Source organism: Variovorax sp. BGA-UO-ETr-C22, from assembly GCF_059567965.1.
In genome coordinates, this window is sequence record NZ_JCAQPA010000011.1 from 116,698 (window position 1) to 137,775 (window position 21,078).

The 21,078-nt window shown below is 69.9% G+C and carries 19 protein-coding genes and 1 riboswitch; of the genes, 3 read left to right on the forward strand and 16 right to left on the reverse strand.

All coding sequences use genetic code 11. From position 1 onward, the window contains the following. Positions 1-51: 51 nt before the first annotated feature. Complete coding sequence (metH, locus tag AC57B8_RS20380; protein ID WP_496480608.1) at positions 52-2,814, reverse strand: methionine synthase; 2,763 nt, start codon at positions 2,812-2,814, stop codon at positions 52-54. Positions 2,815-2,836: 22 nt separating this feature from the next. Continuing rightward, positions 2,837-2,912, reverse strand: a riboswitch (S-adenosyl-L-homocysteine riboswitch). A 132-nt stretch (positions 2,913-3,044) separates the two neighbouring features. Between metH and AC57B8_RS20385 the strand changes: the two genes are divergently transcribed. After that, positions 3,045-4,100, forward strand: coding sequence for an esterase/lipase family protein (locus AC57B8_RS20385; protein WP_235926910.1), 1,056 nt, complete (start codon positions 3,045-3,047; stop codon positions 4,098-4,100). An 11-nt stretch (positions 4,101-4,111) separates the two neighbouring features. Next, entirely contained in the window at positions 4,112-5,023 is a 912-nt protein-coding gene (locus AC57B8_RS20390) for a lipase secretion chaperone (protein ID WP_496480609.1), read from the forward strand. 21 nt (positions 5,024-5,044) lie between these two features. On the opposite strand, the gene AC57B8_RS20395 is transcribed toward AC57B8_RS20390, so the two are convergent. Next, a complete protein-coding gene (locus tag AC57B8_RS20395; protein WP_062473998.1) occupies positions 5,045-5,482 on the reverse strand; it encodes a PACE efflux transporter in 438 nt (145 codons plus the stop codon). A gap of 102 nt (positions 5,483-5,584) precedes the next feature. On the opposite strand from AC57B8_RS20395, the gene AC57B8_RS20400 reads away from it, so the two are divergent. Next, positions 5,585-6,505 (forward strand): LysR family transcriptional regulator, encoded by a 921-nt coding sequence (locus AC57B8_RS20400; RefSeq protein ID WP_062474000.1) that lies wholly within the window; start codon positions 5,585-5,587, stop codon positions 6,503-6,505. A gap of 6 nt (positions 6,506-6,511) precedes the next feature. Here the strand turns inward: AC57B8_RS20400 and AC57B8_RS20405 are convergent, their stop codons facing one another. From AC57B8_RS20405 to hutC, 14 genes are all read right to left on the reverse strand, one after another. Then, positions 6,512-7,276 carry an SH3 domain-containing protein gene (locus AC57B8_RS20405; protein ID WP_159278916.1) on the reverse strand — a complete coding sequence of 255 codons (765 nt, stop codon included), beginning with the start codon at positions 7,274-7,276 and terminating at the stop codon, positions 6,512-6,514. A 78-nt stretch (positions 7,277-7,354) separates the two neighbouring features. Continuing rightward, complete coding sequence (locus tag AC57B8_RS20410; RefSeq protein WP_070064057.1) at positions 7,355-8,404, reverse strand: homocysteine S-methyltransferase family protein; 1,050 nt, start codon at positions 8,402-8,404, stop codon at positions 7,355-7,357. A 56-nt stretch (positions 8,405-8,460) separates the two neighbouring features. Then, positions 8,461-9,618 (reverse strand): histidinol-phosphate transaminase, encoded by a 1,158-nt coding sequence (locus AC57B8_RS20415; protein ID WP_496480610.1) that lies wholly within the window; start codon positions 9,616-9,618, stop codon positions 8,461-8,463. Further along, on the reverse strand, positions 9,615-10,436 hold the full coding sequence (gene hutG / locus AC57B8_RS20420; protein ID WP_062482294.1) for an N-formylglutamate deformylase: 822 nt from the start codon (positions 10,434-10,436) through the stop codon (positions 9,615-9,617). Before hutG ends, AC57B8_RS20415 begins: the two co-directional genes overlap by 4 nt. A 6-nt stretch (positions 10,437-10,442) precedes the next feature. Next, complete coding sequence (locus tag AC57B8_RS20425; protein WP_496480611.1) at positions 10,443-11,825, reverse strand: formimidoylglutamate deiminase; 1,383 nt, start codon at positions 11,823-11,825, stop codon at positions 10,443-10,445. Continuing rightward, on the reverse strand, positions 11,822-13,072 hold the full coding sequence (gene hutI, locus AC57B8_RS20430; protein WP_496480612.1) for an imidazolonepropionase: 1,251 nt from the start codon (positions 13,070-13,072) through the stop codon (positions 11,822-11,824). Before hutI ends, AC57B8_RS20425 begins: the two co-directional genes overlap by 4 nt. Positions 13,073-13,101: 29 nt before the next feature. Beyond that, on the reverse strand, positions 13,102-13,674 hold the full coding sequence (locus tag AC57B8_RS20435; protein ID WP_496480613.1) for a HutD/Ves family protein: 573 nt from the start codon (positions 13,672-13,674) through the stop codon (positions 13,102-13,104). Then, positions 13,671-14,339, reverse strand: a complete 669-nt coding sequence (locus AC57B8_RS20440) for an amino acid ABC transporter permease (RefSeq protein ID WP_062482282.1) — start codon at positions 14,337-14,339, stop codon at positions 13,671-13,673. Before AC57B8_RS20440 ends, AC57B8_RS20435 begins: the two co-directional genes overlap by 4 nt. Positions 14,340-14,346: 7 nt before the next feature. Continuing rightward, entirely contained in the window at positions 14,347-15,099 is a 753-nt protein-coding gene (locus tag AC57B8_RS20445) for a transporter substrate-binding domain-containing protein (RefSeq protein ID WP_496480614.1), read from the reverse strand. A gap of 59 nt (positions 15,100-15,158) precedes the next feature. Then, a complete protein-coding gene (locus AC57B8_RS20450; RefSeq protein WP_095951039.1) occupies positions 15,159-15,893 on the reverse strand; it encodes an IclR family transcriptional regulator in 735 nt (244 codons plus the stop codon). A gap of 133 nt (positions 15,894-16,026) precedes the next feature. Next, positions 16,027-16,866, reverse strand: a complete 840-nt coding sequence (locus AC57B8_RS20455; protein WP_496480615.1) for a phytanoyl-CoA dioxygenase family protein — start codon at positions 16,864-16,866, stop codon at positions 16,027-16,029. Positions 16,867-16,936: 70 nt separating this feature from the next. After that, positions 16,937-18,664: a urocanate hydratase gene (gene hutU, locus AC57B8_RS20460; protein ID WP_496480616.1), complete on the reverse strand. Its 1,728-nt coding sequence runs from the start codon at positions 18,662-18,664 to the stop codon at positions 16,937-16,939. A 37-nt stretch (positions 18,665-18,701) separates the two neighbouring features. Continuing rightward, complete coding sequence (gene hutH / locus AC57B8_RS20465; protein ID WP_095951037.1) at positions 18,702-20,264, reverse strand: histidine ammonia-lyase; 1,563 nt, start codon at positions 20,262-20,264, stop codon at positions 18,702-18,704. 70 nt (positions 20,265-20,334) lie between these two features. Continuing rightward, positions 20,335-21,072, reverse strand: a complete 738-nt coding sequence (hutC, locus tag AC57B8_RS20470) for a histidine utilization transcriptional repressor HutC (protein ID WP_496480617.1) — start codon at positions 21,070-21,072, stop codon at positions 20,335-20,337. Between the last annotated feature and the right edge of the window lie 6 nt (positions 21,073-21,078).

Consider the following 21,078-nt stretch of genomic DNA (forward strand, 5'->3'; position numbering starts at 1 on the left):
ATATCAACTCCCGTGGCCGGTCACTCCGGTCGCGCCGACCGGCCGGCAGGTTCAAAGGTTCGGCGCCAGCAGGCGCTCGAGCTCCGATTCGCTCGTGCGGCGCCGCGCGGCCTGGTCCTGCAACTGGTCGTGCCCGATCTTGCCGACGTTGAAGTACGTCGCATCGGGGTGCCCGAGGTAGAAGCCGCTCACGCTGGCGGCGGGCATCATAGCGAGGCTCTCCGTCAGGGTCATGCCAATGTCCGCGCAGTTCAGAAGGTCGAACATCGGGCCCTTCACGCTGTGGTCGGGGCAGGCCGGGTAGCCGGGCGCGGGGCGGATGCCGCGGTACTTCTCGGCAATCATGTCGTCGTTGCTCAGGCCCTCTTGGGGCGCGTAGCCCCACAGGTCAGTGCGCACGCGGTGGTGCATGGCTTCGGCAAAAGCCTCGGCCAGCCGGTCGGCCAGGGCCTTGAGCATGATGGCCGAGTAGTCGTCGAGGTCGTCGATGAAGAACTTCTCTTTCTTCTCGACGCCCAAGCCGGCCGTGACGGCGAACACGCCGACGTAGTCCTTCACGCCGCTGTCCTTGGGGGCGACGAAGTCGGCCAGGCAGCGGCTGGGGCGCATCACGCCGTCGATCATCTGCTTCTCGGTCTGCTGGCGCATGCCGTACCAGGTGAGCGCGACTTCGCTGCGCGTCTCGTCGGTGTACAGCTCGATGTCGTCGTCGTTCACGGTGTTGGCGGGCCAGAAGCCGACCACGCCGCTGGCGCTGAGCCAGCGCCCTTCGATGAGGCGCTTGAGCATGCGCTGGCCGTCGGCGTACACGCGCACGGCCTCGGTGCCGACGATCTCGTCCTTCAGGATGGCGGGGAACGGGCCGGCCAGGTCCCAGGTCTGGAAGAACGGGCCCCAGTCGATGTACTTGGCCAGTTCGGTGAGGTCGAAGTTCTTGAACACGCGCCGGCCGATGAACTTGGGCACGGTGGGCACGAAGTTCGCGAAGTCAACGGGCGTCTTGTTGGCGCGCGCCTTGGCCAGGGGCCACATCGGCACCTGCTTCTTGTTGGCGTGCTGGGTGCGCACCTTCTCGTAGTCGGCGTTGATCTCGTCGATGTACGCGGTGGCCTGGTCCGAGAGCAGCGACTGCGCCACGCTCACGCTGCGCGAGGCGTCGGGCACGTAGACCACGGGGCCTTCGTAGTGCGGCGCGATCTTCACGGCCGTGTGCACGCGGCTGGTGGTGGCGCCGCCGATGAGCAGCGGGATCTTCTTGATGCGGAAGTGGTCGTCCTTCTGCATCTCGCCGGCTACGTACTGCATCTCTTCGAGGCTGGGCGTGATGAGGCCCGACAGGCCCACGATGTCCGCGCCCTCGACCTTCGCCTTCGCCAGGATTTCGTGGCACGGGACCATCACGCCCATGTTCACCACTTCGAAGTTGTTGCACTGGAGCACGACGGTGACGATGTTCTTGCCGATGTCGTGCACGTCGCCCTTCACGGTGGCGATGATGATCTTGCCCTTGGTGCGCACGTCGCGGCCCGCCGCCTCGTCCTGGCGCTTCTCTTCCTCGATGTAGGGAATGAGGTGGGCCACGGCCGACTTCATCACGCGCGCCGACTTCACCACCTGCGGCAGGAACATCTTGCCCTGGCCGAACAGGTCGCCCACGATGTTCATGCCGTCCATGAGCGGGCCTTCGATCACGTGCAGCGGACGCCCGCCCTTGGCGAGGATCTGCTGGTAGGCCTCTTCGGTGTCTTCGACGATGAAGTCGGTGATGCCGTGCACCATCGCATGCGACAGGCGCTGGTTGACGTGCACCGGGTGCTCGGGCGTGCCACGCCATTCGAGCTTCTTGCTGTCGTCCTTGGCGCCGCTCTTGGCGGTCTCGGCCACCTCGACCAGGCGCTCGCCCGCGTCGGGGCGGCGGTTGAGCACCACGTCTTCCACGCGCTCGCGCAGCGTGGGTTCGAGGTCGTCGTACACGCCGACCATGCCGGCGTTGACGATGCCCATGTCCATGCCCGCCTGGATCGCGTGGTACAGGAACACGGTGTGGATGGCCTCGCGCACCGGGTCGTTGCCGCGGAAGCTGAAGCTCACGTTGCTCACGCCGCCCGACACCTTGGCGCCGGGCAGGTTCTGCTTGATCCAGCGCACGGCGTTGATGAAGTCGACCGCGTAGTTGTCGTGCTCCTCGATGCCGGTGGCGATGGCGAAGATGTTCGGGTCGAAGATGATGTCTTCGGGCGGAAAGCCCACCTCGTCGACCAGCACGCGGTAGGCACGCTCGCAGATCTCGATCTTGCGTGCGTAGGTGTCGGCCTGGCCCTTCTCGTCGAAGGCCATGACCACGGCGGCGGCGCCGTAGCGCTTGACCAGCTTGGCCTCGTGCTTGAACTTGTCGACGCCCTCCTTCATGGAGATGGAGTTGACGATGCCCTTGCCCTGGATGCAGCGCAGGCCGGCCTCGATGACCTCCCACTTGGAGCTGTCGACCATCACCGGCACGCGCGCAATGTCGGGCTCGCTGGCGATGAGGTTCAGGAAACGCACCATGGCGGCCTTGCTGTCGAGCATGGCCTCGTCCATGTTGATGTCGATCACCTGCGCGCCGTTCTCCACCTGCTGGCGCGCGACGGCCAGGGCGTCCTCGAACTGGCCGTTGAGGATCATGCGCGCGAAGGCCTTGGAGCCGGTGACGTTGGTGCGCTCGCCGATGTTGACGAACAGCGTGCCCTCGCCGATGGCGACCGGCTCGAGGCCGGACAGCTTCATGGGAGGGGGAGCGACGGGAGCGGAAACGGATGCGGGAATCTGGGACATGGCCTCACCTGCGGAAGAGTCGGACAGGCGAGCGTCGTTGTCGCCCCAAGCCTGACGATTCGCCTCTGTGGCGAACCGCTGCAACGCTCCTTGGGAAGTCGCGCATTTTAGGTCGATTCGATTGCGCCCTGGGAAAACCCCAGTTTTCATTCCTGCACGTGTCAACAGAATGCGCCCACCGTTTCTGAACGAACGTTCGTGTTTTTAACCAAACGTAAGGGAGTTCGCCGATGGCCAGGAAGTGGAATGTCCGGTTGCAGCATGCAGCCACCCCGATGCGCGCCGTGGCCTTGAGCTGCGGCCTCCTGGCCGCCGCGGCCCTCGCGGTTCATGCGCCACCGGCGCGTGCCGCCGCCGGCGACAGCGCCACGCGCGTCGAGGCCCGCGTCACCTCCGACACGGCGAAGACGAAGTACCCGATCGTGCTGGTCCACGGCCTGCTGGGCTTCGACAACCTGCTGGGCGTCGACTACTTCTACGACATCCCCGGCAGGCTGGCCGCCGCGGGCGCCAAGGTGTACGTGGCGCAAGTGTCGGGCACCAACACCTCCGAGATCCGCGGCGAGCAGCTGCTGCAGGAGCTCAAGACCATCCGCGCGCTGGAGCAGAACCCCACGCTCAAGTTCAACCTCATCGGCCATTCGCAGGGCTCGCCCACGGTGCGCTACGTGGCGGCGGTGGCGCCGGACATGGTGGCCTCGGTCACCTCGGTGGGCGGCGCCAACGGCGGCTCGAAGGTGGCCGACCTGCTGGCCAAGCTGCCCGAAGGCGGCATCGGCCAGACCCTGGTGGTGAAGGCCGTCGGCCTGCTGACGGGGCTGATCGGTTTTCTCTCGGGCAAGGACCCGAGCCAGCTGCCCGAGGTGCCGCTGAACGCGCTGGCCTCGCTGACCACGGCGGGCGGCGCGGCCTTCGACGCCAAGTTCCCGCAGGGGCGCCCCGCGCCGGGCTCGTCGTGCGACGTGAAGAGCGGTGCGGCCGTGGCCAACGGCGTGCGCTACTACTCCTGGTCGGGCGTGTCGACCAGCTTCAACCTGTTCGACCCGAGCGACACGGCGCTGTCGACGCTGGGCAGCCTGTTCTTCTTCGGCGAGGCCAACGACGGCCTGCTCGCGGTCTGCACCACGCGACTGGGCACCCACCTGGGCGACTACCGCCAGAACCACCTGGACGAGGTGAACCAGGCCTTCGGCAACACCTACGGCAGCCAGTTCCCGTACTACGAGAAGAAGCCGCCGGAGCTGTTCAGGGAGCAGGCCGCGCGACTCAAGAGCGCGGGGCTCTGAGGACGCTGCGCATGCGCGGTGTGGCCTTGACCATCGGCGCCGTCGCGCTGGTGGCCGCGGGGACCGGCTGGCTGGCGCTCGGCCCCGGGGCGGTCGATGCGCCGCAGGCCGCCGCGCCCCGCGCCACGGCGGCGGTCGCGGTGCCCGGCGCGCCCCCGCCGGTGCCGCAAGCTGCGGCGGCCCCCGACGCCCTGCTCACCAGCGAGCTCATCACCCTCTTCGACCAGGTGCTCGCCGAAGCGCAGGCCGACAGCAAGGCCACGCTGATGGCCCGCGCGCCCGCCCTGCTCGCCCAGCGCCTGCGCGAGGACTGGCGCGTGCGCGCGCTGGCCCTGCTGGAGCGCTACGTCGACATGCAGGAAGCCCTGCGCACCTTGCAGCCGCCCGCGCCGGGCGACCCGGCCTTTTTGCGGCGCAGCCTGGAGGCGCGCGAGGCGGTGCGCCGGCAGTTCTTCGCGCCCGAGGAAATCGAAGGCCTGTTCGGCGACCAGATCCGGCAGGACCGATTCATGGCCGAGAAGATGGAGTTGCTGTCCAACCCCGGCCTCACGCCCGAGCAGCGCGCCGCGGCGCTGGCGCAAAGCGAGCAGGCCTGGCTGTCGCCGGCGCAGCGCGAGGTGCGCAAGGAGGCCGTGGCCCATCTGGACGTGATGCGCCAGACCGAGGCGCTGCAGGCGCGTGGCGCCAGCCCCCAGGAGCGCTTTGCCGCGCGCAGCGAGGCCTACGGCTACGAGGTGGCGCGCGGCCTGGCCACGCTCGACCAGGAAACCCAGGAATGGAACGCCCGGCTCGACCGCTACGCCAGCGCGCCCGAGGCCGAGCGGGCCCAGCTGCGCGAGACGCTCTTCAACGAGAACGAGCGCCTGCGCCTGAGCGGAGCCCTGGCGATGCGCTCGGCTGCCGCGTCCAAGCCGGCAAAGTGAATCGGCTAAGTAAGCGCAGGCTTATGCAGGCTGCGCTTCGCCCATGGCCGAGGCCGGCAGGCCGAACACGCGGTCGAAGGCCCAGTTGAAGACGAAGGTGTAGACCAGGAAGAACACCACCAGGCCCAGGTCCATCACCAGCGCCTGCCAGAGCGACACGCCCAGGCCCCAGGCCAGCATCGGCACCAGGAAGGCGATCAGGCCGCCCTCGAAGCCGATGGCGTGGGCGATGCGGCGCTTCAGGCTGCGCCCGCGCACCGCCTGGCGCGACTCCCAGCGCTCGAACAGGGCGTTGAAGGTCAGGTTCCAGATCACCGCGATCACCGAGGCGCCCACGGCCAGCAGGCCCGAGTGACCGAGCCCCGCGTCCGACATCAGGGCCAGGCCGGCGCTGGCCGCCACGATGGCGATGCCCTCGTAGAGGGAGATGTAAACGATCCGACGCTGAAGGCCCTGCATGACTGTTTCTCTGTGTGTTTGACTGCGATGGCGGGACTTTATTTGCTTTTAGTTGATATAAAAAGTTAACTTATTTCAGTTTTATTGATAGATCGGTACGCCATGGCTTTCTCCAGTGACAACGTCGAGGTCTTCCTGGCCGTGATCGACCACGGCTCCTTCTCGGCCGCCGCACGCGCGCTGCGCAAGGTGCCGTCGGCCGTCAGCATGGCCATCGCCAACCTCGAGGCCGAGCTGGCGCTGCCGTTGTTCGACCGCAGCGGCCGCGAGCCCCAGCCCACGTCCGCCGCGCGCTCGCTCGAGCCGCAGGCGCGGCTGCTCGCGGCCCAGCTGCGGCAGTTGCAGGTGCAGGCGCTGGCGCTCACGCAGGGGCTGGAAGACCGGCTCACGCTGGCCATCGCGCCCGAGCTGCTGGCCGCGCCCTGGAGCGGGCCGCTGGCCGCGCTGGCCGACGACTACCCGCTGCTGCAGGTCGAGGTGCTGGCCGCGCCGCAGGCCGACGCGCTGGCGCTGCTGCACAGCGGCCGGGCGCAGTTGGCGCTGGTGTTCGAGCGCCCCAGCCTCGACGGCCGCGAGGGCTTCCAGGAGGTCGGCAGCGACACCATGGTGGCCGTGATGGCGCCCGAGCACCCGGTGCTGCGCGCGGCGGCCGGCGGGCGCCTGCGCGAGGAGCACCTGACGAACACGCGCCAGATCGTGGTCGCGGGGCGCGACCTGGCCACCAGCGACCCGCGCTTCGTGTTCGCGCGGCATGTCTGGCGCACCGACAACGCGTTGGCCGCGCTGAGCCTGATCACCGCCGGGCTGGGCTGGGGCTGGCTGCCGCGCAACTTCGCGCGGCCGCACGTGGCGGCGGGCGCGCTGGTCGAGATCCCGTTCGAGAACCTCAGCAACGGGCTGGACCTGTGGGTGGACGTGGTGTGGTCGCGCGAACGGCCGCTGGGCCTGGGCGCGCAGCGCTTCGTGGCACTGATCGCGCGCGACCGGCAGGCGGCGGCCGGCATCGGGACGCCGGCTGTGTGAGCCGGGTCAATTCTTTCCGTGGCCGTGGCCGTGCCCGCCTCCACCGCCGTGCCCACCGCCCCCGCCGTGCGGACGCCCTCCTCCACCCCCGCCGCCCCCACCGGGCCGGCCCCCGCCCGGATGCGGATGCGACACGCCCGGCGGCGGCCCGGGCCGGAAGCCCGGCTGCGGTCGCGGCGGGCGGAACCCCGGGTCGACGGGCGGCCGGATGCCCGGCCCGTGCGGGGGACGAACCCCAGGCCCATGAGGCGGACGGACCCCGGGTCCGTGGGGCGGACGCACGCCAGGCCCCGGCCAGGGCCGCGGCTGCCAGCCCGGGTGCACGGGCGGCGGCGGGCGCCAGCCCGCGATCGGCGGCGGCGGGGGCCGGTGGCCCCACCAGCGCCGGTCGCCGTACCAGGGGCGGTCGCGGTAGTAGTCGGCCCAGTAGCTGCCGATCACGAAGCTCACGATGGGCACGCCGATGACCGCGCCGTAGGTGGCCAGCGGCACGCGCTGCTGCTGGTAGGCGTAGTCGAGGTTCCTTGCCCAGACCCAGCCGCGCCCGCCGTCGGGCAGCACCACGTCGCACCAGCCGTAGCCGCTGGTGCAGCCGACCACGTCGACCGGCTGCCCCGGCCCGAGCCGTGCCACCAGCGGGTAGTCGCCCGAGGGCCCGGCGCGCAGGTTGACCGCGCCGCGCGTGAAGGCCTGCTGCGCCGCCGCCGCGAGCGGCAGCAGCAGGACGAGCGCGCCCAAGGCAGCGCGGCGCAAGAAGGATGTGGCGTTCATGGGAGGCTCCTGTGCGCCCCAGCGTAGGCGTGGGGCGGGGAGCCGTCAATCAGCCGAGGGCGCGCGCGGCGCCCGGCGTCAGGCGGCTTCTTTGTAGAAGCCGTTGCTGTTCAGGAGACGGCCCTTCGCAGGCGCCACCGCCGCACCGATTGCCGCGATGTGGTCCGGCGTGGTGCCGCAGCAGCCGCCCACGATGTTCACCAGCCCCTCCGCCGCGAACTCGTGCAGCAGGCGCGAGGTGACGTCGGGCGTCTCGTCGAAGCCGGTGTCGCTCATCGGGTTGGGCAGGCCGGCGTTCGGGTAGCAGCTGATGTAGGTGTCGCCCGCCACGCGCGCCAGCTCCTGGATGTAGGGGCGCATCAGCGTCGCGCCCAGCGCGCAGTTCAGGCCGATGGCCAGCGGCTGCGCATGGCGCACGCTGTGCCAGAAGGCGGTGACGGTCTGGCCGCTGAGGATGCGGCCCGAGGCATCGGTGACCGTGCCGCTGATGATCAGCGGCAGGCGCTGGCCGCTGTTGTCGAAGTACTCGTCCACCGCGAACAGCGCGGCCTTGGCGTTGAGCGTGTCGAAGATGGTCTCGACCAGGATCACGTCGGCGCCGCCTTCGACCAGCGCTTCGGTCTGCTCGTAGTACGCGGCGCGCAGCGATTCGAAATCGACATTGCGCGCGCCCGGGTCGTTCACGTCGGGGCTGATGCTCGCCGTCTTGGGCGTCGGGCCGAGGGCGCCGGCCACGAAGCGCGGCTTGTCGGGCGTGCTGTACTTGTCGCAGGCCGCGCGCGCGAGCTTGGCCGATTCGAGGTTCATCTCGCGCGCCAGGTGGGCCATCTTGTAGTCCTCCTGCGCGATGGTGGTGGCGCCGAAGGTGTTGGTCTCGATGAGGTCGGCGCCGGCCGCGAGGTAGGCCTCGTGGATGTCGGTGATGACGTCGGGGCGCGTGAGCGACAGCAGCTCGTTGTTGCCCTTCACGTCGCGCTCGAAGTCCTTGAAGCGCTCGCCGCGGTACTGCTCTTCGGTGAGCTTGAAGCGCTGGATCATCGTGCCCATCGCGCCGTCGAGGATGGCAATGCGGTTGGCCAGGATGCCCGGCAGCGCCTGGCCGCGGGTATAGATGAGGGGCTTGGTCATGTCCGCGATTGTAAAAACCCCGGCCTGGCCCGGCGCGCAGGCGGGTCTTGCCGGCGTCAGCCTTGCCCGCCCGCGATCTCCGCCAGCGCCTGCACGAAGCGCGCGTTGTCCGCGTCGGTGCCCACCGACACGCGGATGAAGGTCTCGAAGCCCGGCTCTTTCCAGGGCTTGACGATGATCCCGCGCGCCAGCAGGGCCTCGTTGACCGGCGCGTTGGGCCGGCCGAGGTCGACGAACAGGAAGTTGGCCGCCGACGGCGCGATGCGCAGGCCCGGCCAGACCGACCCGGCCAGGGCGCGAAGCTGCGCCGCCAGCGCCTCGCGCTGCTGCACGGTGCGCGCCACCGCCTGCGCCATGAAGGCCTCGTCGCCCCAGGCCGCCAGCGCCGCGGCCTGCGCCGCCAGGTTCACGTTGAAGGGCGTGCGCACGCGGTCGAGCAGCTGCACCAGCGCCGCGTCGGACGCCATGCCGTAGCCCACGCGCAGGCCGGCCAGGCCCCAGGCCTTGGAGAAGGTGCGCAGCACGATCCAGGGGGCGCGGCCTTCGCCCGCCGCCTGCCATGTGCGCAGCAGGGCGAGCACGTCGGGGTAGCCGGGCGCCAGCCGCGCATATTCGTAGTAGGCCTCGTCCACCACCAGCAGCGTGCCCGCGGGCACCGCCGCGAGCAGGCGCGCGAAGTCGCCGGCATCGAACATGCAGCCGACCGGGTTCGAGGGGTTGGCCAGCATCACCACCTTGGGCCCGCGCGCGAGCGCCGCGCACCAGGCGTCGACGTCGAAGCCGAGTTCCGGCGTGAGCGTCAGCAGCTCGACCTGCGCGCCCATCATGCGCGGGTAGATCTCGTGCAGGCCGAAGGCGGGGCGCTGCGTGAGCACGCGGTCGCCCGGCGACAGCAACGCCTGGCACAGCATCTGCAGGATGTCCTCGGAGCCGTTGCCGATCACCACCTCGCCGGGCTGCGCACCGGTGCGCTGCGCGATGGCGGCACGCAGCGCCGTGGAGTTGGCGTCGGGGTAGGTGCCCGCACGTGCCGCCAGGTCGACCAGTGCACGCGCCACCGCGGGGCTGGGGCCGTACGGGTTCTCGTTGCTCGCCAGCCGCGCGATCTCGCTGACGCCGTAGCGCGCTCGCACAGCCTCCGAGGACAGCCCCGCGTTGTAGGGCGGCAGCGGCGGCACCTCGGGGCGCGCGAACGCGTGGATGGCGGCGCTCACCGGGCGCCGCCTTCGACGAAGGCCAGCACCGCTTCCAGCATGCGGCGCACGTGCGGCTTCACGCCCGCGGCCACGTCGGGCAGGTAGTCGAAGGGCAGCGCTTCCTGCATGTAGCTCGACTGGGTCATCTCCAGCTGCACCGCGTGCACGCCGCCGGCCGGGTTGCCGTACTGGCGCGTGATGTGGCCGCCCTTGAAGCGGCCGTTGAGCACGCCGGTGTAGCCCGGCGCCGATTCGGCGATGCCGCGCAGCGTGGCGGCCAGCGCGGGGTCGCAGCTCTTGCCGTCGGCGGTGCCCAGGTTCAGGTCGGGCAGCTTGCCTTCGAAGAAGCGCGGCAGCACGGAGCGGATCGAGTGCGCGTCCCACAGCGCGACGGTGCCGTGCGCGGCCGTGAGGCGATCGAGCTCGGCCTGCAGCTGCTGGTGGTACGGGCGCCAGACGGCCTCGCGGCGTTCGGCAACTTCTTCGTCGGACGGGTGGTCTTCGGGCTTCGCATAGACCGGCGTGTCGTCGAAGGTGTCGACCGGGCACAGGCCGGTGACGCTCTGGCCCGGGTACAGGCTTGCGCCGTCCGGCGGACGGTTCAGGTCGACCACGTAGCGCGAGTGCGTGGCCACGAGCACCGAGGCGCCGAGTGCGTCGGCGAAGTCGTAGAGCTGCTCGAGGTGCCAGTCGGTGTCGGGCACGTGGCGCGCCTCGTCGGTGAAACGGGCGGCCAGCGCGGGCGGCACGTGCGTGCCGACGTGCGGCATCGAGATCAGCAGCGGGCGCGTGCCCTGGCGGAAGCGGAACGCCGGTTCGGTGGTAGTGAAGGCCATGGGAATTCAGTCCTTGAGGAGTTGGGTGCGCGCGGCAACGAAGGCGGCTGCGGCATCGCCATGCAGCGCGTGGCGCCCGGCCGTGACGCGCGGGCGGCCCGCCACCCAGACCGCGTCGACGGCCGAGGTGCGGTGGCTCGCGAACACATGGGCCGAGAGCATGTCAGGCGCCGACAGGCCCTGCAGCGCGAGGTGATGGGCATCGAGCACGACGAAGTCGGCCTGCTGCCCCGCGGCCAGCCCGCCGACCGCGCGGCCCGAAGCTTGCGCCCCACCCTGCACGGCTTCGAGCGTGAGCGCGGTGGCCACGTGCGGCTGCGCCGCGCTGGCGCCGACGTTGCGCTGGCGCCGGCCCAGGCGCTGGCTGTACTCGAGCATCAGCAGCTCCTCGGCCGCGTTGACGCTGGCATGGCTGTCGGAGCCCACGCCCCAGGCGCCGCCGTGGCTGCGCCAGCGCGCGAAGTCGAAGATGCCGTCGCCCAGGTTGGCCTCGGTGGTCGGGCACAGGCCCGCGACCGCGCCGCTCTGGGCGGCGTACTCGTACTCGGCGTCGTTCATGTGCGTGGCATGCACGAGGCACCAGCGCGCATCGACGCTCGCGTGGTCGAGCAGCCATTCGACCGGGCGAAGGCCGCTCCACTCCACGCAGTCGTCCACTTCCTTCGTCTGCTCGGCGATGTGGATGTGGACCGGCGCGGTGCGGTCGATGGCGTCCAGGCCGGCGAGCGCCTCGCGCAGCGCCTCGGGCGGCACGGCGCGCAGCGAGTGCGGCGCCAGGCCCAGGCGCGCGCCCTGCGCGTCGCAGTCGGGCTTGAGCGCGTCGAGCAGGCGCAGCATCGATTCGGTCGAGCGGATGAAGCGGCGCTGCCCCTCGGTGGGCGGCTGGTCGCCAAAACCGCTGGTCTGGTAGAGCACGGGCAGCAGCGTGAAGCCGATGCCCGTGTTCTGCGCGGCGCGCAGCAGCGCGCGGCTCAGCGCCGCGTCGTCGGCGTAGGGGCGCCCGTCGGTGTCGTGGTGCACGTACTGGAACTCGCACACGCTGGTGTAGCCCGCCTCGATCATCTCGGCGTAGAGCCAGGTCGCGATGGCCTCCATGTGCTGCGGGCCGAGGCGCGCGGCAAAACGGTACATCAGCGTGCGCCAGCTCCAGAAGCTGTCCTGCTGTTCGGCGCGGTGCTCGGTGAGGCCCGCGAAGGCGCGCTGGAAGGCGTGCGAATGCAGGTTGGGCATGCCGGGGATCACCGGGCCGGTCGCCACCTGCGCGCCCGCTGGCGGTTGCGCGCCGGACTGGACCTGCGTGAGCTGGCCGGCGTCGTTCCACGACAGCAGGACGTTCTTCGTCCAGCCTGCGGGCAGCAGCGCATCGGCTGCGAAAAGCGTGTGTGTCATTCGGTGGCTCCGATGGCGATGCGTCCCTGGCGCACCACGGCGCGCACCGGCTGCTGGCCGAACCAGTAGGCCAGCTCGGCGGCGTCGTGCAGGTTCCAGAGCACGAAGTTGGCGGGCATGCCGGGCGCGATGGCGCCGTGCGTGTCCTGCAGGCCCAGCGCGCGCGCGGCGTGCACGGTGACGCCGGCCAGCGCCTCGGGCACGGTGAGGCGGAACAGCGTGCAGGCCATGTTGACCATCAGCAGCAGGCTCAGCGTCGGCGAGGTGCCGGGGTTGTGGTCGGTCGAGACGGCCATCGGCACGCCCGCGGCGCGCAGCTCGTCGATGGGCGGCAGGTGCGTGTCGCGCAGCGTGTAGTAGGCGCCGGGCAGCAGCACGGCCACGGTGCCCGACTGGCGCATGGCCGCGATGCCGTCGGCCGACAGGTGCTCGATGTGGTCGCACGACAGCGCGCCGTAGCGCGCGGCCAGCGCCGCGCCGCCCATGTCCGACAGCTGCTCGGCATGCAGCTTCACCGGCAGGCCCAGCGCCTTGGCGGCCTGGAAGACCTGCTCGGTTTCCGCGAGCGAGAAGGCGATGCGTTCGCAGAACACGTCGACCGCATCGATCAGCCCTTCGGCGGCGAGCGCAGGCAGCATCTCGTGGCAGACGAGGTCGATGTAGTCGCCGCTGCGGCCGGCGTACTCGGGCGGCAGCGCGTGCGCGCCGAGGAAGGTGGTGCGCACGGTGACGCCGTAAGCCTCGCCAAGTCGCCGTGCCACGCGCAGCTGCTTGCGCTCGTGCTCGAGCGCCAGGCCGTAGCCCGACTTGATCTCGATGGCGCAGACGCCGTCGGCCAGCAGCTGCTCGAGGCGCGCGGCGGCCTGGGCGAACAGCGTGTCTTCGTCGGCTTCGCGCGTGGCGCGCACCGACGACACGATGCCGCCGCCGGCCTTGGCCACCTCTTCGTAGGTGGCGCCCGCCAGCCGCATCGCGAACTCGTTGGCGCGCTGGCCGCCGTAGACCAGGTGCGTGTGGCAGTCGACGAGGCCGGGCGTGACGAGCGCACCGCCGCCGTCGTGCGGCGCGAGCCCCGCGAACTCGCCGGGCAGGTCGGCGCGCGCGCCGACCCAGCGGACCGTGCCCTGCGCGACCACGAGGGCGGCTTCGGCGTCGGGCGCCAAGGTGACGCCGGGGGCCGCACCGGGCGCCAGGCGCAGGCCGGTCCACAGGCCGTCGGCCGAGGGGAATTCGCTGGGGGGTGTCATCGTCATCTCCTGTTCTTTGCTTGGGCCGCTCAGGCCGGCACGAAGCGCACGGCCACCAGCCGCGCGCCGTCGCTCGCCGGTGCGGCCTGCCATGCCTGCGCGGCGTCGGTCCAGCACAGGCCGTCGCCTTCAGCCAGGGCTTCGCCGTCATTCAAGCGCCACTCGCCGCGCAACGCCAACAGCACGCCGTGCGGTGCGGGCGCGATGTCGGCGGCGCGTTCCAGCACCTGCACGTCGGCACGCCACTGGCCGCCGCGCGCCATCACGTTGAAGTCGTTCGAGGCGCCGCCGAGCAGCGTGCAGTCGATCGGGGCGTCGCCCGAAAAGGCGAAGGGCTGGTGCGGCACGTCGAGCCGGTGCGACACGCGGCCGTCGTGCGTGAAGAGGCGCACGCCGTCGCCTTCGAGCAGCATGATCTGGCGGTCGATGCCCGGGAACACCGAGAACGGGCCCGGCGACGCGATGGTGGCGATGCTCACACGCCAGCCGAAGCTGTCGAGCCCCGCGCCTGGCGGCCAGCTGGCGATTTCCTGCGTGGTGCCGCCGCCGTTCTTCCAGGGCGTGGCGCGCAGGGTCGCGCGCGAAAAACGCTGCACGCTCATCGCATCAACCCGCCCTGGCGCAGCTTCTGTTCGAAATGCCGCAGGATCAGGGTCATCGTGCCCGTGAGCATGAAGTACACGAGCGCGATGGCCAGGTACACCTCGAGCGAGCGGTACGACACGCTGATGATCTTCTGGCCTTCGTGCATCACGTCATGAATGGTCAGGAGCGACACCAGCGCCGAGTTCTTGATGAGCGCGATGAACTCGTTGCCCAGCGGCGGAATCATGCGCACCACGGCCTGCGGCAGCACGATCTGGCGCATCGCCACGCCGGGCGTCATGCCCAGCGACTGCGCGGCCATGGTCTGGCCCTTGTCGATCGACTGGATCGCGCCGCGCACGATCTCGGACACATAGGCGCCCGAGTACACGCCGAGCCCCAGCACGCCGCACACGAAGGCCGGCAGCAGGATGCCGAAGTGCGGCAGGCCGAAGAACAGGATGAACAGCTGCACCAGCAGCGGCGTGCCGCGAATCGCCGCCACGTAGGCGGTGCACACGCCGTAGATCCAGCGCCGCTTCGGGTTCAGCCGGCCGATGCCGACCAGGAGGCCCAGCACGCAACCGAGCGCCAACGCGCAGGCGGTGATCTCCACCGTGACCAGCGCGCCGCGCAGCAGGTCGGGCCAGCCCTGCCAGACGGGCGAGAAATCGAAGTCCATGGCGCGCTTACTTGGCGTTGGCGCTGAACCACTTCTTCACGATCGCGGCGTAGGTGCCGTCGGCCTTGAGCTTCTCGATCGCGCCGTTCACGGCCTTGGTGAGCTCGGGCGTGTCCTTGCGGATGGCCATGCCGTATTCCTCGGTGGTGATCTGCTCGTCGAGCACCTTCAGGCCGCCGCGCGTGCGCACGTACTGGAAGGCCGCGGGCTTGCCTGTGACGGCGGCGTCGGCGCGGCCGATGTCCACGAGGTTGAACATCTCCTGGTTCTTCTCGACTTCCATCAGCTGCACCTGCGGGAATTTCTCCTTCGTGTACGACACGGACTTGGTGCCCACCTGCACGCTGACCTTCTTGCCGTTGATGTCGGCCGGCTTCTTGATGGTGGTGTTGTTGTCCTTCACCATGACCACGAGGCCGCCGGCGTAGTACGGCACGGTGAAGTCGACAACCTTCTTACGCTCGTCGGTGATGTAGATGCCCGACACGGCCATGTCGAAGCGCTTGGAGATGAGGCCCGGCACGAGGCCCTTGAAGTCGATGTCGATCCACTCGATCTTGCGGCCCAGCGTCTTGCCGATGGCCTCGACCAGCTCCACGTCGAAGCCGGTGCGCTTGCCGTTTTCCACGAACTCCATCGGCGGGAAGGTGGCGTCGGTGGCCACGCGCAGCGGCTCGCCCTGGGCTTGCGCGGCGCCAGCGAAACCGAAGAAGGCGAGGCCGGACAGGGCGGCGGCGACGAGGGTGCGACGGGTGTTCATGGGGAGGGCTTTCGTGGAGGTGAGGGAGGGAGAAAGAAAAGAAAAAGGCGGCCTGGCTGCTACTGCAGTGCGCGCGAGATGCGGGCCGCCGTGACGACGGTCATGTGGACCAATGCAGCTTCCATGCCTTCGACGCGCGTGAGCGGCGCCATCAACGTGATCGCCCCGCGCAGGCGCCGGCCCGCGGCCAGCACCGGCGCGCTCGCGCCCCACACGCCGGCATCGACCTCGCCGTGGGTCACGGCATGGCCGGCGGCGCGGATGGCGTCGAGTTCGGCGGCGCGCTCGGCGCGGCGTTCGGGGCCTTCGTCCAGCCCGTCGAGCAGCAGGTCGCGCGCGTCGTCGGGCGCGTGGGCCAGCAGGCACTTGGCGCTGGCGCCGTCGCGCGCGGGCACGCTGCGGCCGCGGTCGAAGGAGCAGCGCAGCGACTGTTCGCTGTCGATCATCTCCAGGCACACGACGCGCTCGTTCACCAGGGTGACGAGCGCCACGCTCTCGTGGCTCTGCTGCGCCAGCACGCGCATGTCGGCGCGCGCGGCCATCACGAGGTCGGAGTTGCCGTCGAAGCCGCTGGCCAGCTGCACGCTGACGGGCCCCGGCGAGTAGCGGCCCTCGGACTCCATCACGAAGCCCCAGCGGCGCAAGGTGGCGACCTGGCGGTACAGCGTGCTCTGCGACAGGCCCGTGGCCTGCACGAGCTCGGCCGCCGTCATCGCCGCCTTGCTTTGCGCCAGCACCGACAGCACGAACAGCGCGCGGTCGTTGTGGGCGGGAGCGTCAAGGGGGGTCGTCATCGGGGGCAATCGCTGGGCGGTCGAAAGTGGATGCGGCGTGCAGTATCTTGCTCGCCGTTCTCACGACCAAGCCCGAATTCCCACTCGATGGGAATGAGCGCGTTTTTTCTTTCTACCTTCGTCTTACCGAGGCTCAGCGCACCAGCAGCGGAAAGAGCGGATCGTCCATTGGCGCACCGGCCGGCAGGCGCTCGGCCAGGCCCGGGAAATCGGGCGAGGTCTTCCAGCTGCGCGGCGCGTGGCGGATGTCGTCGCCCATAAAGCGCACCGAGAACACGCGGCGCCGGTTCGGCCCCTCCACGCCGGCGGCCGCATGCAGCGTGAGCATGTGGAAGCAGACGAAGTCGCCAGGCTCGATGTCCCAGCCGACGATGGGGAAGCGCTCGCGCGCGCCCTCGATGTCGGGCAGGTCGTCGAGGCTGCCTTCGGGGAACCACTTGGCGTGGTTGTCCATGAAGGTGCGCGGCATGAGCCACGGCCCCTTGTGGGAGCCAGCCACGAACTCGAGCGTGGCGGCACGCGACACCGGATCGACCGGAATCCACATGCTGACGTTCTGCATGCCCTCGATGTTGTAGTAGGGCTGGTCCTGGTGCCACGGCGTGCGCTGGCGCGTGCCGGGTTCCTTCACGAGCAGGTGGTCGTGGTACAGGCGCACGGTGTCCGAGCCCATGAGCCGCTGCGCGAGGGGCGCCAGCGGCGCCTGCCGGATGAAGCGGCCGAAGGCGTCGATCTCCTGCCAGTTGCAGAAGTCCTCGAAGAAGCGGCCCGGGTCGTCGGGCCGGCTCGCGACCTTGGCGCGCGGGCTGGGCGCGGCCAGGTTCGCCTCGATGCCGTCACGCAGCAGCGCGAGTTCGTCGGCCGTGAGCAGCTGGCGGATGCAGACCGCGCCGTCGCGCTGGAACTGCGCCACCAGCGCGTCGTCCACGCGTTCGCGCACGCGGCGCTGCAGGTCGGAAGCATCGAGGGTCATCGTCGGGTCTCCTTCTTTGTCGGGGTGTCGGTGACCCGCTTTTTTACTTCACCTGCGGCGCCTGCTGGCGTTACTTGATCATCGGCAGCTTCAGGCCCTGCTTCTTCGCGGTGGCGACCGCGATGTCGTAGCCCGCGTCGGCATGGCGCATGACGCCAGTGGCCGGGTCGTTGAAGAGCACGCGCCCGATGCGCTTGGCGGCGGCGTCGGTGCCGTCGCACACGATCACCACACCCGAATGCTGCGAGTAGCCCATGCCCACGCCGCCGCCGTGGTGCAGGCTGACCCAGGTCGCGCCGCCGGCCGTGTTGAGCAGGGCGTTGAGCAGCGGCCAGTCGGAGACGGCGTCGGTGCCGTCCTTCATGGCTTCGGTCTCGCGGTTCGGGCTGGCGACCGAGCCGGTGTCCAGGTGGTCGCGGCCGATGACGATCGGGCCCTTGAGCTCGCCGTTCTTCACCATCTCGTTGAAGGCCAGGCCGGCGATGTGGCGCTCGCCCAGGCCGAGCCAGCAGATGCGCGCGGGCAGGCCCTGGAAGGCGATGCGCTCGCGCGCCATGTCGAGCCAGCGGTGCGTGTGGGTGTTGTCGGGGAACAGCTCCTTGATCTTGGCGTCGGTCTTGTAGATGTCTTCCGGATCGCCCGAGAGCGCGACCCAGCGGAACGGGCCCTTGCCTTCGCAGAACAGCGGGCGGATGTAGGCCGGCACGAAGCCCGGGAAGTCGAAGGCGTTCTTCACGCCTTCGTCGAACGCGACCTGGCGGATGTTGTTGCCGTAGTCGACCGTGGGGATGCCCATGGCCTGGAAGTCGAGCATGGCCTGCACGTGCACGGCGCACGACTTGGCGGCGGCCTTCTTCAGGGCGTCGTGTTGCGACGCGTCCTTCATGGCGGCCTGCCACTGCGGCACGCTCCAGCCCGAGGGCAGGTAGCCGTTGATCAGGTCGTGCGCGGAGGTCTGGTCGGTCACGAGGTCGGGCTTGAGGCCGCCGGCCTTCGCGCGCTTGACCAGCTCGGGCAGGATGTCGGCCGCGTTGCCCAGCAGCGCGATCGACACGGCTTCCTTGGCGTCGCAATGCTGCTTGATCAGTTCGAAGGCGTGGTCGATATCGCGTGCCTGCTTGTCGACGTAGCGCGTGCGCAGGCGGAAGTCGATGCTCGACTGCTGGCACTCGATGTTCAGCGACACGGCGCCGGCCAGCGTGGCCGCGAGCGGCTGCGCGCCGCCCATGCCGCCCAGGCCTGCCGTGAGGATCCACTTGCCCGCGAGGCTGTTGTTGTAGTGCTGGCGGCCGGCTTCGACGAAGGTCTCGAAGGTGCCTTGCACGATGCCCTGGCTGCCGATGTAGATCCAGCTGCCCGCCGTCATCTGGCCGTACATGAAGAGGCCCTGGCGGTCGAGCTCGTTGAAGTGCTCCCAGTTGGCCCACTTCGGCACGAGGTTGGAGTTGGCGAGCAGCACGCGCGGTGCGTCGGCGTGCGTCTTGAACACGCCCACGGGCTTGCCCGATTGAATGAGCAAGGTTTCGTCGTCTTCCAGTTCCTTCAGCGAGGCGAGGATCTGGTCGTAGCAGGCCCAGTCGCGCGCAGCGCGGCCGATGCCGCCGTACACCACGAGGTCTTGCGGGCGCTCGGCCACCTCGGCGTCGAGGTTGTTCTGCAGCATGCGGTACGGCGCTTCGGTGAGCCAGCTCTTGCAGTTGAGTTCGGTGCCGCGCGGGGCGCGGATCACGCGGGTCGGGTCATGGCGCGGATCGGCGCCGGTGGGGGTGTTCAGGGCGAATTTGTCGGGTGCGTTCATGGCGTGGTTCTCCTTGTCGGGTGGCGGTCGGTACGGATCACTTCGAGTGGCTGGGCAGGATGTCGAGCAGCGCGGCCGGCAGGTCGGCCGCGAGCGCCCACAGGCGCATGGCTTCGATGTCGGGTGCGAGGTAGCGGTCGGTCTCGAGGAACGCGACCTTCTGGCGGATGCGGGCGAATTCCGCCTCCACCAGCGGCGAACTCTTCAGCTTGCGCTTGAGTTCGATGCCCTGGGCGGCGGCCATCGCTTCGATGCCCACCACCACGGCGGTGTTGTTGACCATGTCGCCCAGGCGGCGCGCCGCGAAGGTGGCCATCGAGACGTGGTCTTCCTGGTTGGCCGAGGTCGGCAGGCTGTCGACGCTGGCGGGGTGCGCGTGCGACTTGTTTTCCGAGGCGAGCGCGGCGGCCGTGACCTGCGCGATCATGAAGCCGGAGTTCAGGCCGCCGTCGCGCACCAGGAAGGGCGGCAGGCCCGACAGGCCGCTGTCGAGCAGCAGCGCGAGGCGACGCTCGGCGATGGCGCCGACTTCGCTCACGGCCAGCGCAATGATGTCGGCCGCGAAGGCGACGGGCTCGGCGTGGAAGTTGCCACCCGAGATCACCTCGCCGGTGTCGCAGAACACGAGCGGGTTGTCCGATGCGGCGTTGGCTTCGATGACCAGCACGCGCGAGGCGTGGGCCAGGTTGTCGAGGCAGGCGCCCATCACCTGCGGGATGCAGCGCACCGAGTACGGGTCCTGCACGCGGCCGCAGTCAGCGTGCGAAGGCACGATCTCGCTGCCGTCGAGCAGCGTGCGCACGGCGCCGGCCACGGCGATCTGGCCGGGCTGGCCGCGTGCGGCGTGGATGCGCGCGTCGAAGGGCTTGATCGAGCCCTGGATGGCTTCGAGCGACAGCGCGCCCGACATCAGCGCGGCGGCGAACACGTCTTCGGCGCCGAACAGGCCGGCCAGCGCGAGTGCGGTCGACACCTGCGTGCCGTTGAGCAGCGCCAGGCCTTCCTTGGGGCCGAGCACGAAGGGCTCGAGGCCGATGCTGCGCATGGCTTCGGCCCCGCTCACCTTCTTGCCGTCGGCCAGCGTGGCTTCGCCTTCGCCGATGAGCACGCAGGCCATGTGGGCCAGCGGCGCGAGGTCGCCCGAGGCGCCGACCGAGCCCTTGCACGGGATGCTGGGCGTGACGCCGGCGTTGAACAGCGCCAGCAGCGCATCGACCAGCGCAGGCCGCACGCCCGAGTGGCCGCGCGCCAGGCTCACGGCCTTGGTCGCGAGGATCATGCGCACCACCGGCGCGGCCAGCGGCTCGCCGGTGCCCACGCTGTGCGAGAGCACGAGGTTGCGCTGCAGCTCGGCCAGGTGGTCGTTGCCGATGCGCGTGCTGGCGAGCTTGCCGAAACCGGTGTTGATGCCGTAGACCACCTCGTCGTTCTCGACGATGTGGCGCACCGCGGCCTCGGCCTTGGCCATGCCGTCCTGCACCGACGGGTCGAGCGCAAGGTGCACGCCGCCGGCCTGGATGCGTCGCAGCATCGCGAGGTCGACCTTGCCGGGCGTGAGGGTCAATGTGGCGTGGGAAGTGGCGGTGTGATTGCTTGGCATGTGAACCTGTCTATACAAGTGGTTGCGAGAGAAAACGTAAGCCTCTGAGGGTCGAAAAAAAACGGTCTGTCTAGCCGAAGGTCGGGTTGCCGTCGGACTTGAATCGGCTGCCCAGGCTGTAGCGCGAAGCGGGATGCAGGCAGCGCACCCAGGTCACGGGCGTGTTGCGGATCCAGGTGCGGCGCGTCAGCAGCAGGCAGGGGTCGGTGGGCGCCATCGCGAGCCGCTCGGCCTGTTCGGCGCTGGGCAGCACGGCATCGACGACGTGTTCGATCTGGTCGAAGGGCACGTTGCGCACCAGGTACTCGCTGGGCGGCACGACCGTGAAGTCCTGCTCGAGAAAGTCGGGCACGACCAGCGGGTTGACGTAGCGCTCCTCGAGCTGCACGGGCGTGTCGTTGTCCAGGTGCAGGCAGGCGCTGTGGAACACCGAGTCGCCCGCGCGCAGGTCGAGCCAGGCCGCCACGTCGGGCGAGGCCGCGAGGCGCTCGACCGCGAGCATCTCGCAGCGGTAGTCGTGGCCGCGCTGGCGGATTTCGCTGGCGATGTTGGCGATCTGCAGCAGCGTCGACTGCGGCTTGTTCTCGGCCACGAAGCTGCCGACGCCGGCCACGCGCACGATGCGCCCCTGCTCCATGAGTTCGCGCAGGGCGCGGTTCACGGTCATGCGCGCCATGCCGAACTGCGCGACCAGCTCGTTCTCGGAAGGCAGGCGGTGGCCGGGCGGCCACGTGCCGTCCTGGATCTTGCGGGAGATGTGATCCTTGACTTGCGCATAGAGCGCGAGGGACGGCAGGTCGCGTTTCATCGGGGG

What these genes read in the sequence shown, in the direction of transcription:
- metH (WP_496480608.1), bottom strand. Translation starts at nt 2,814, where the DNA reads ATGTCCCAGATTCCCGCATCCGTTTCCGCTCCCGTCGCTCCCCCTCCC.
- AC57B8_RS20385 (WP_235926910.1), top strand. Translation starts at nt 3,045, where the DNA reads ATGGCCAGGAAGTGGAATGTCCGGTTGCAGCATGCAGCCACCCCGATG.
- AC57B8_RS20390 (WP_496480609.1), top strand. Translation starts at nt 4,112, where the DNA reads ATGCGCGGTGTGGCCTTGACCATCGGCGCCGTCGCGCTGGTGGCCGCG.
- AC57B8_RS20395 (WP_062473998.1), bottom strand. Translation starts at nt 5,482, where the DNA reads ATGCAGGGCCTTCAGCGTCGGATCGTTTACATCTCCCTCTACGAGGGC.
- AC57B8_RS20400 (WP_062474000.1), top strand. Translation starts at nt 5,585, where the DNA reads ATGGCTTTCTCCAGTGACAACGTCGAGGTCTTCCTGGCCGTGATCGAC.
- AC57B8_RS20405 (WP_159278916.1), bottom strand. Translation starts at nt 7,276, where the DNA reads ATGAACGCCACATCCTTCTTGCGCCGCGCTGCCTTGGGCGCGCTCGTC.
- AC57B8_RS20410 (WP_070064057.1), bottom strand. Translation starts at nt 8,404, where the DNA reads ATGACCAAGCCCCTCATCTATACCCGCGGCCAGGCGCTGCCGGGCATC.
- hutG (WP_062482294.1), bottom strand. Translation starts at nt 10,436, where the DNA reads ATGGCCTTCACTACCACCGAACCGGCGTTCCGCTTCCGCCAGGGCACG.
- AC57B8_RS20425 (WP_496480611.1), bottom strand. Translation starts at nt 11,825, where the DNA reads ATGACACACACGCTTTTCGCAGCCGATGCGCTGCTGCCCGCAGGCTGG.
- hutI (WP_496480612.1), bottom strand. Translation starts at nt 13,072, where the DNA reads ATGACACCCCCCAGCGAATTCCCCTCGGCCGACGGCCTGTGGACCGGC.
- AC57B8_RS20435 (WP_496480613.1), bottom strand. Translation starts at nt 13,674, where the DNA reads ATGAGCGTGCAGCGTTTTTCGCGCGCGACCCTGCGCGCCACGCCCTGG.
- AC57B8_RS20440 (WP_062482282.1), bottom strand. Translation starts at nt 14,339, where the DNA reads ATGGACTTCGATTTCTCGCCCGTCTGGCAGGGCTGGCCCGACCTGCTG.
- AC57B8_RS20445 (WP_496480614.1), bottom strand. Translation starts at nt 15,099, where the DNA reads ATGAACACCCGTCGCACCCTCGTCGCCGCCGCCCTGTCCGGCCTCGCC.
- AC57B8_RS20450 (WP_095951039.1), bottom strand. Translation starts at nt 15,893, where the DNA reads ATGACGACCCCCCTTGACGCTCCCGCCCACAACGACCGCGCGCTGTTC.
- AC57B8_RS20455 (WP_496480615.1), bottom strand. Translation starts at nt 16,866, where the DNA reads ATGACCCTCGATGCTTCCGACCTGCAGCGCCGCGTGCGCGAACGCGTG.
- hutU (WP_496480616.1), bottom strand. Translation starts at nt 18,664, where the DNA reads ATGAACGCACCCGACAAATTCGCCCTGAACACCCCCACCGGCGCCGAT.
- hutH (WP_095951037.1), bottom strand. Translation starts at nt 20,264, where the DNA reads ATGCCAAGCAATCACACCGCCACTTCCCACGCCACATTGACCCTCACG.
- hutC (WP_496480617.1), bottom strand. Translation starts at nt 21,072, where the DNA reads ATGAAACGCGACCTGCCGTCCCTCGCGCTCTATGCGCAAGTCAAGGAT.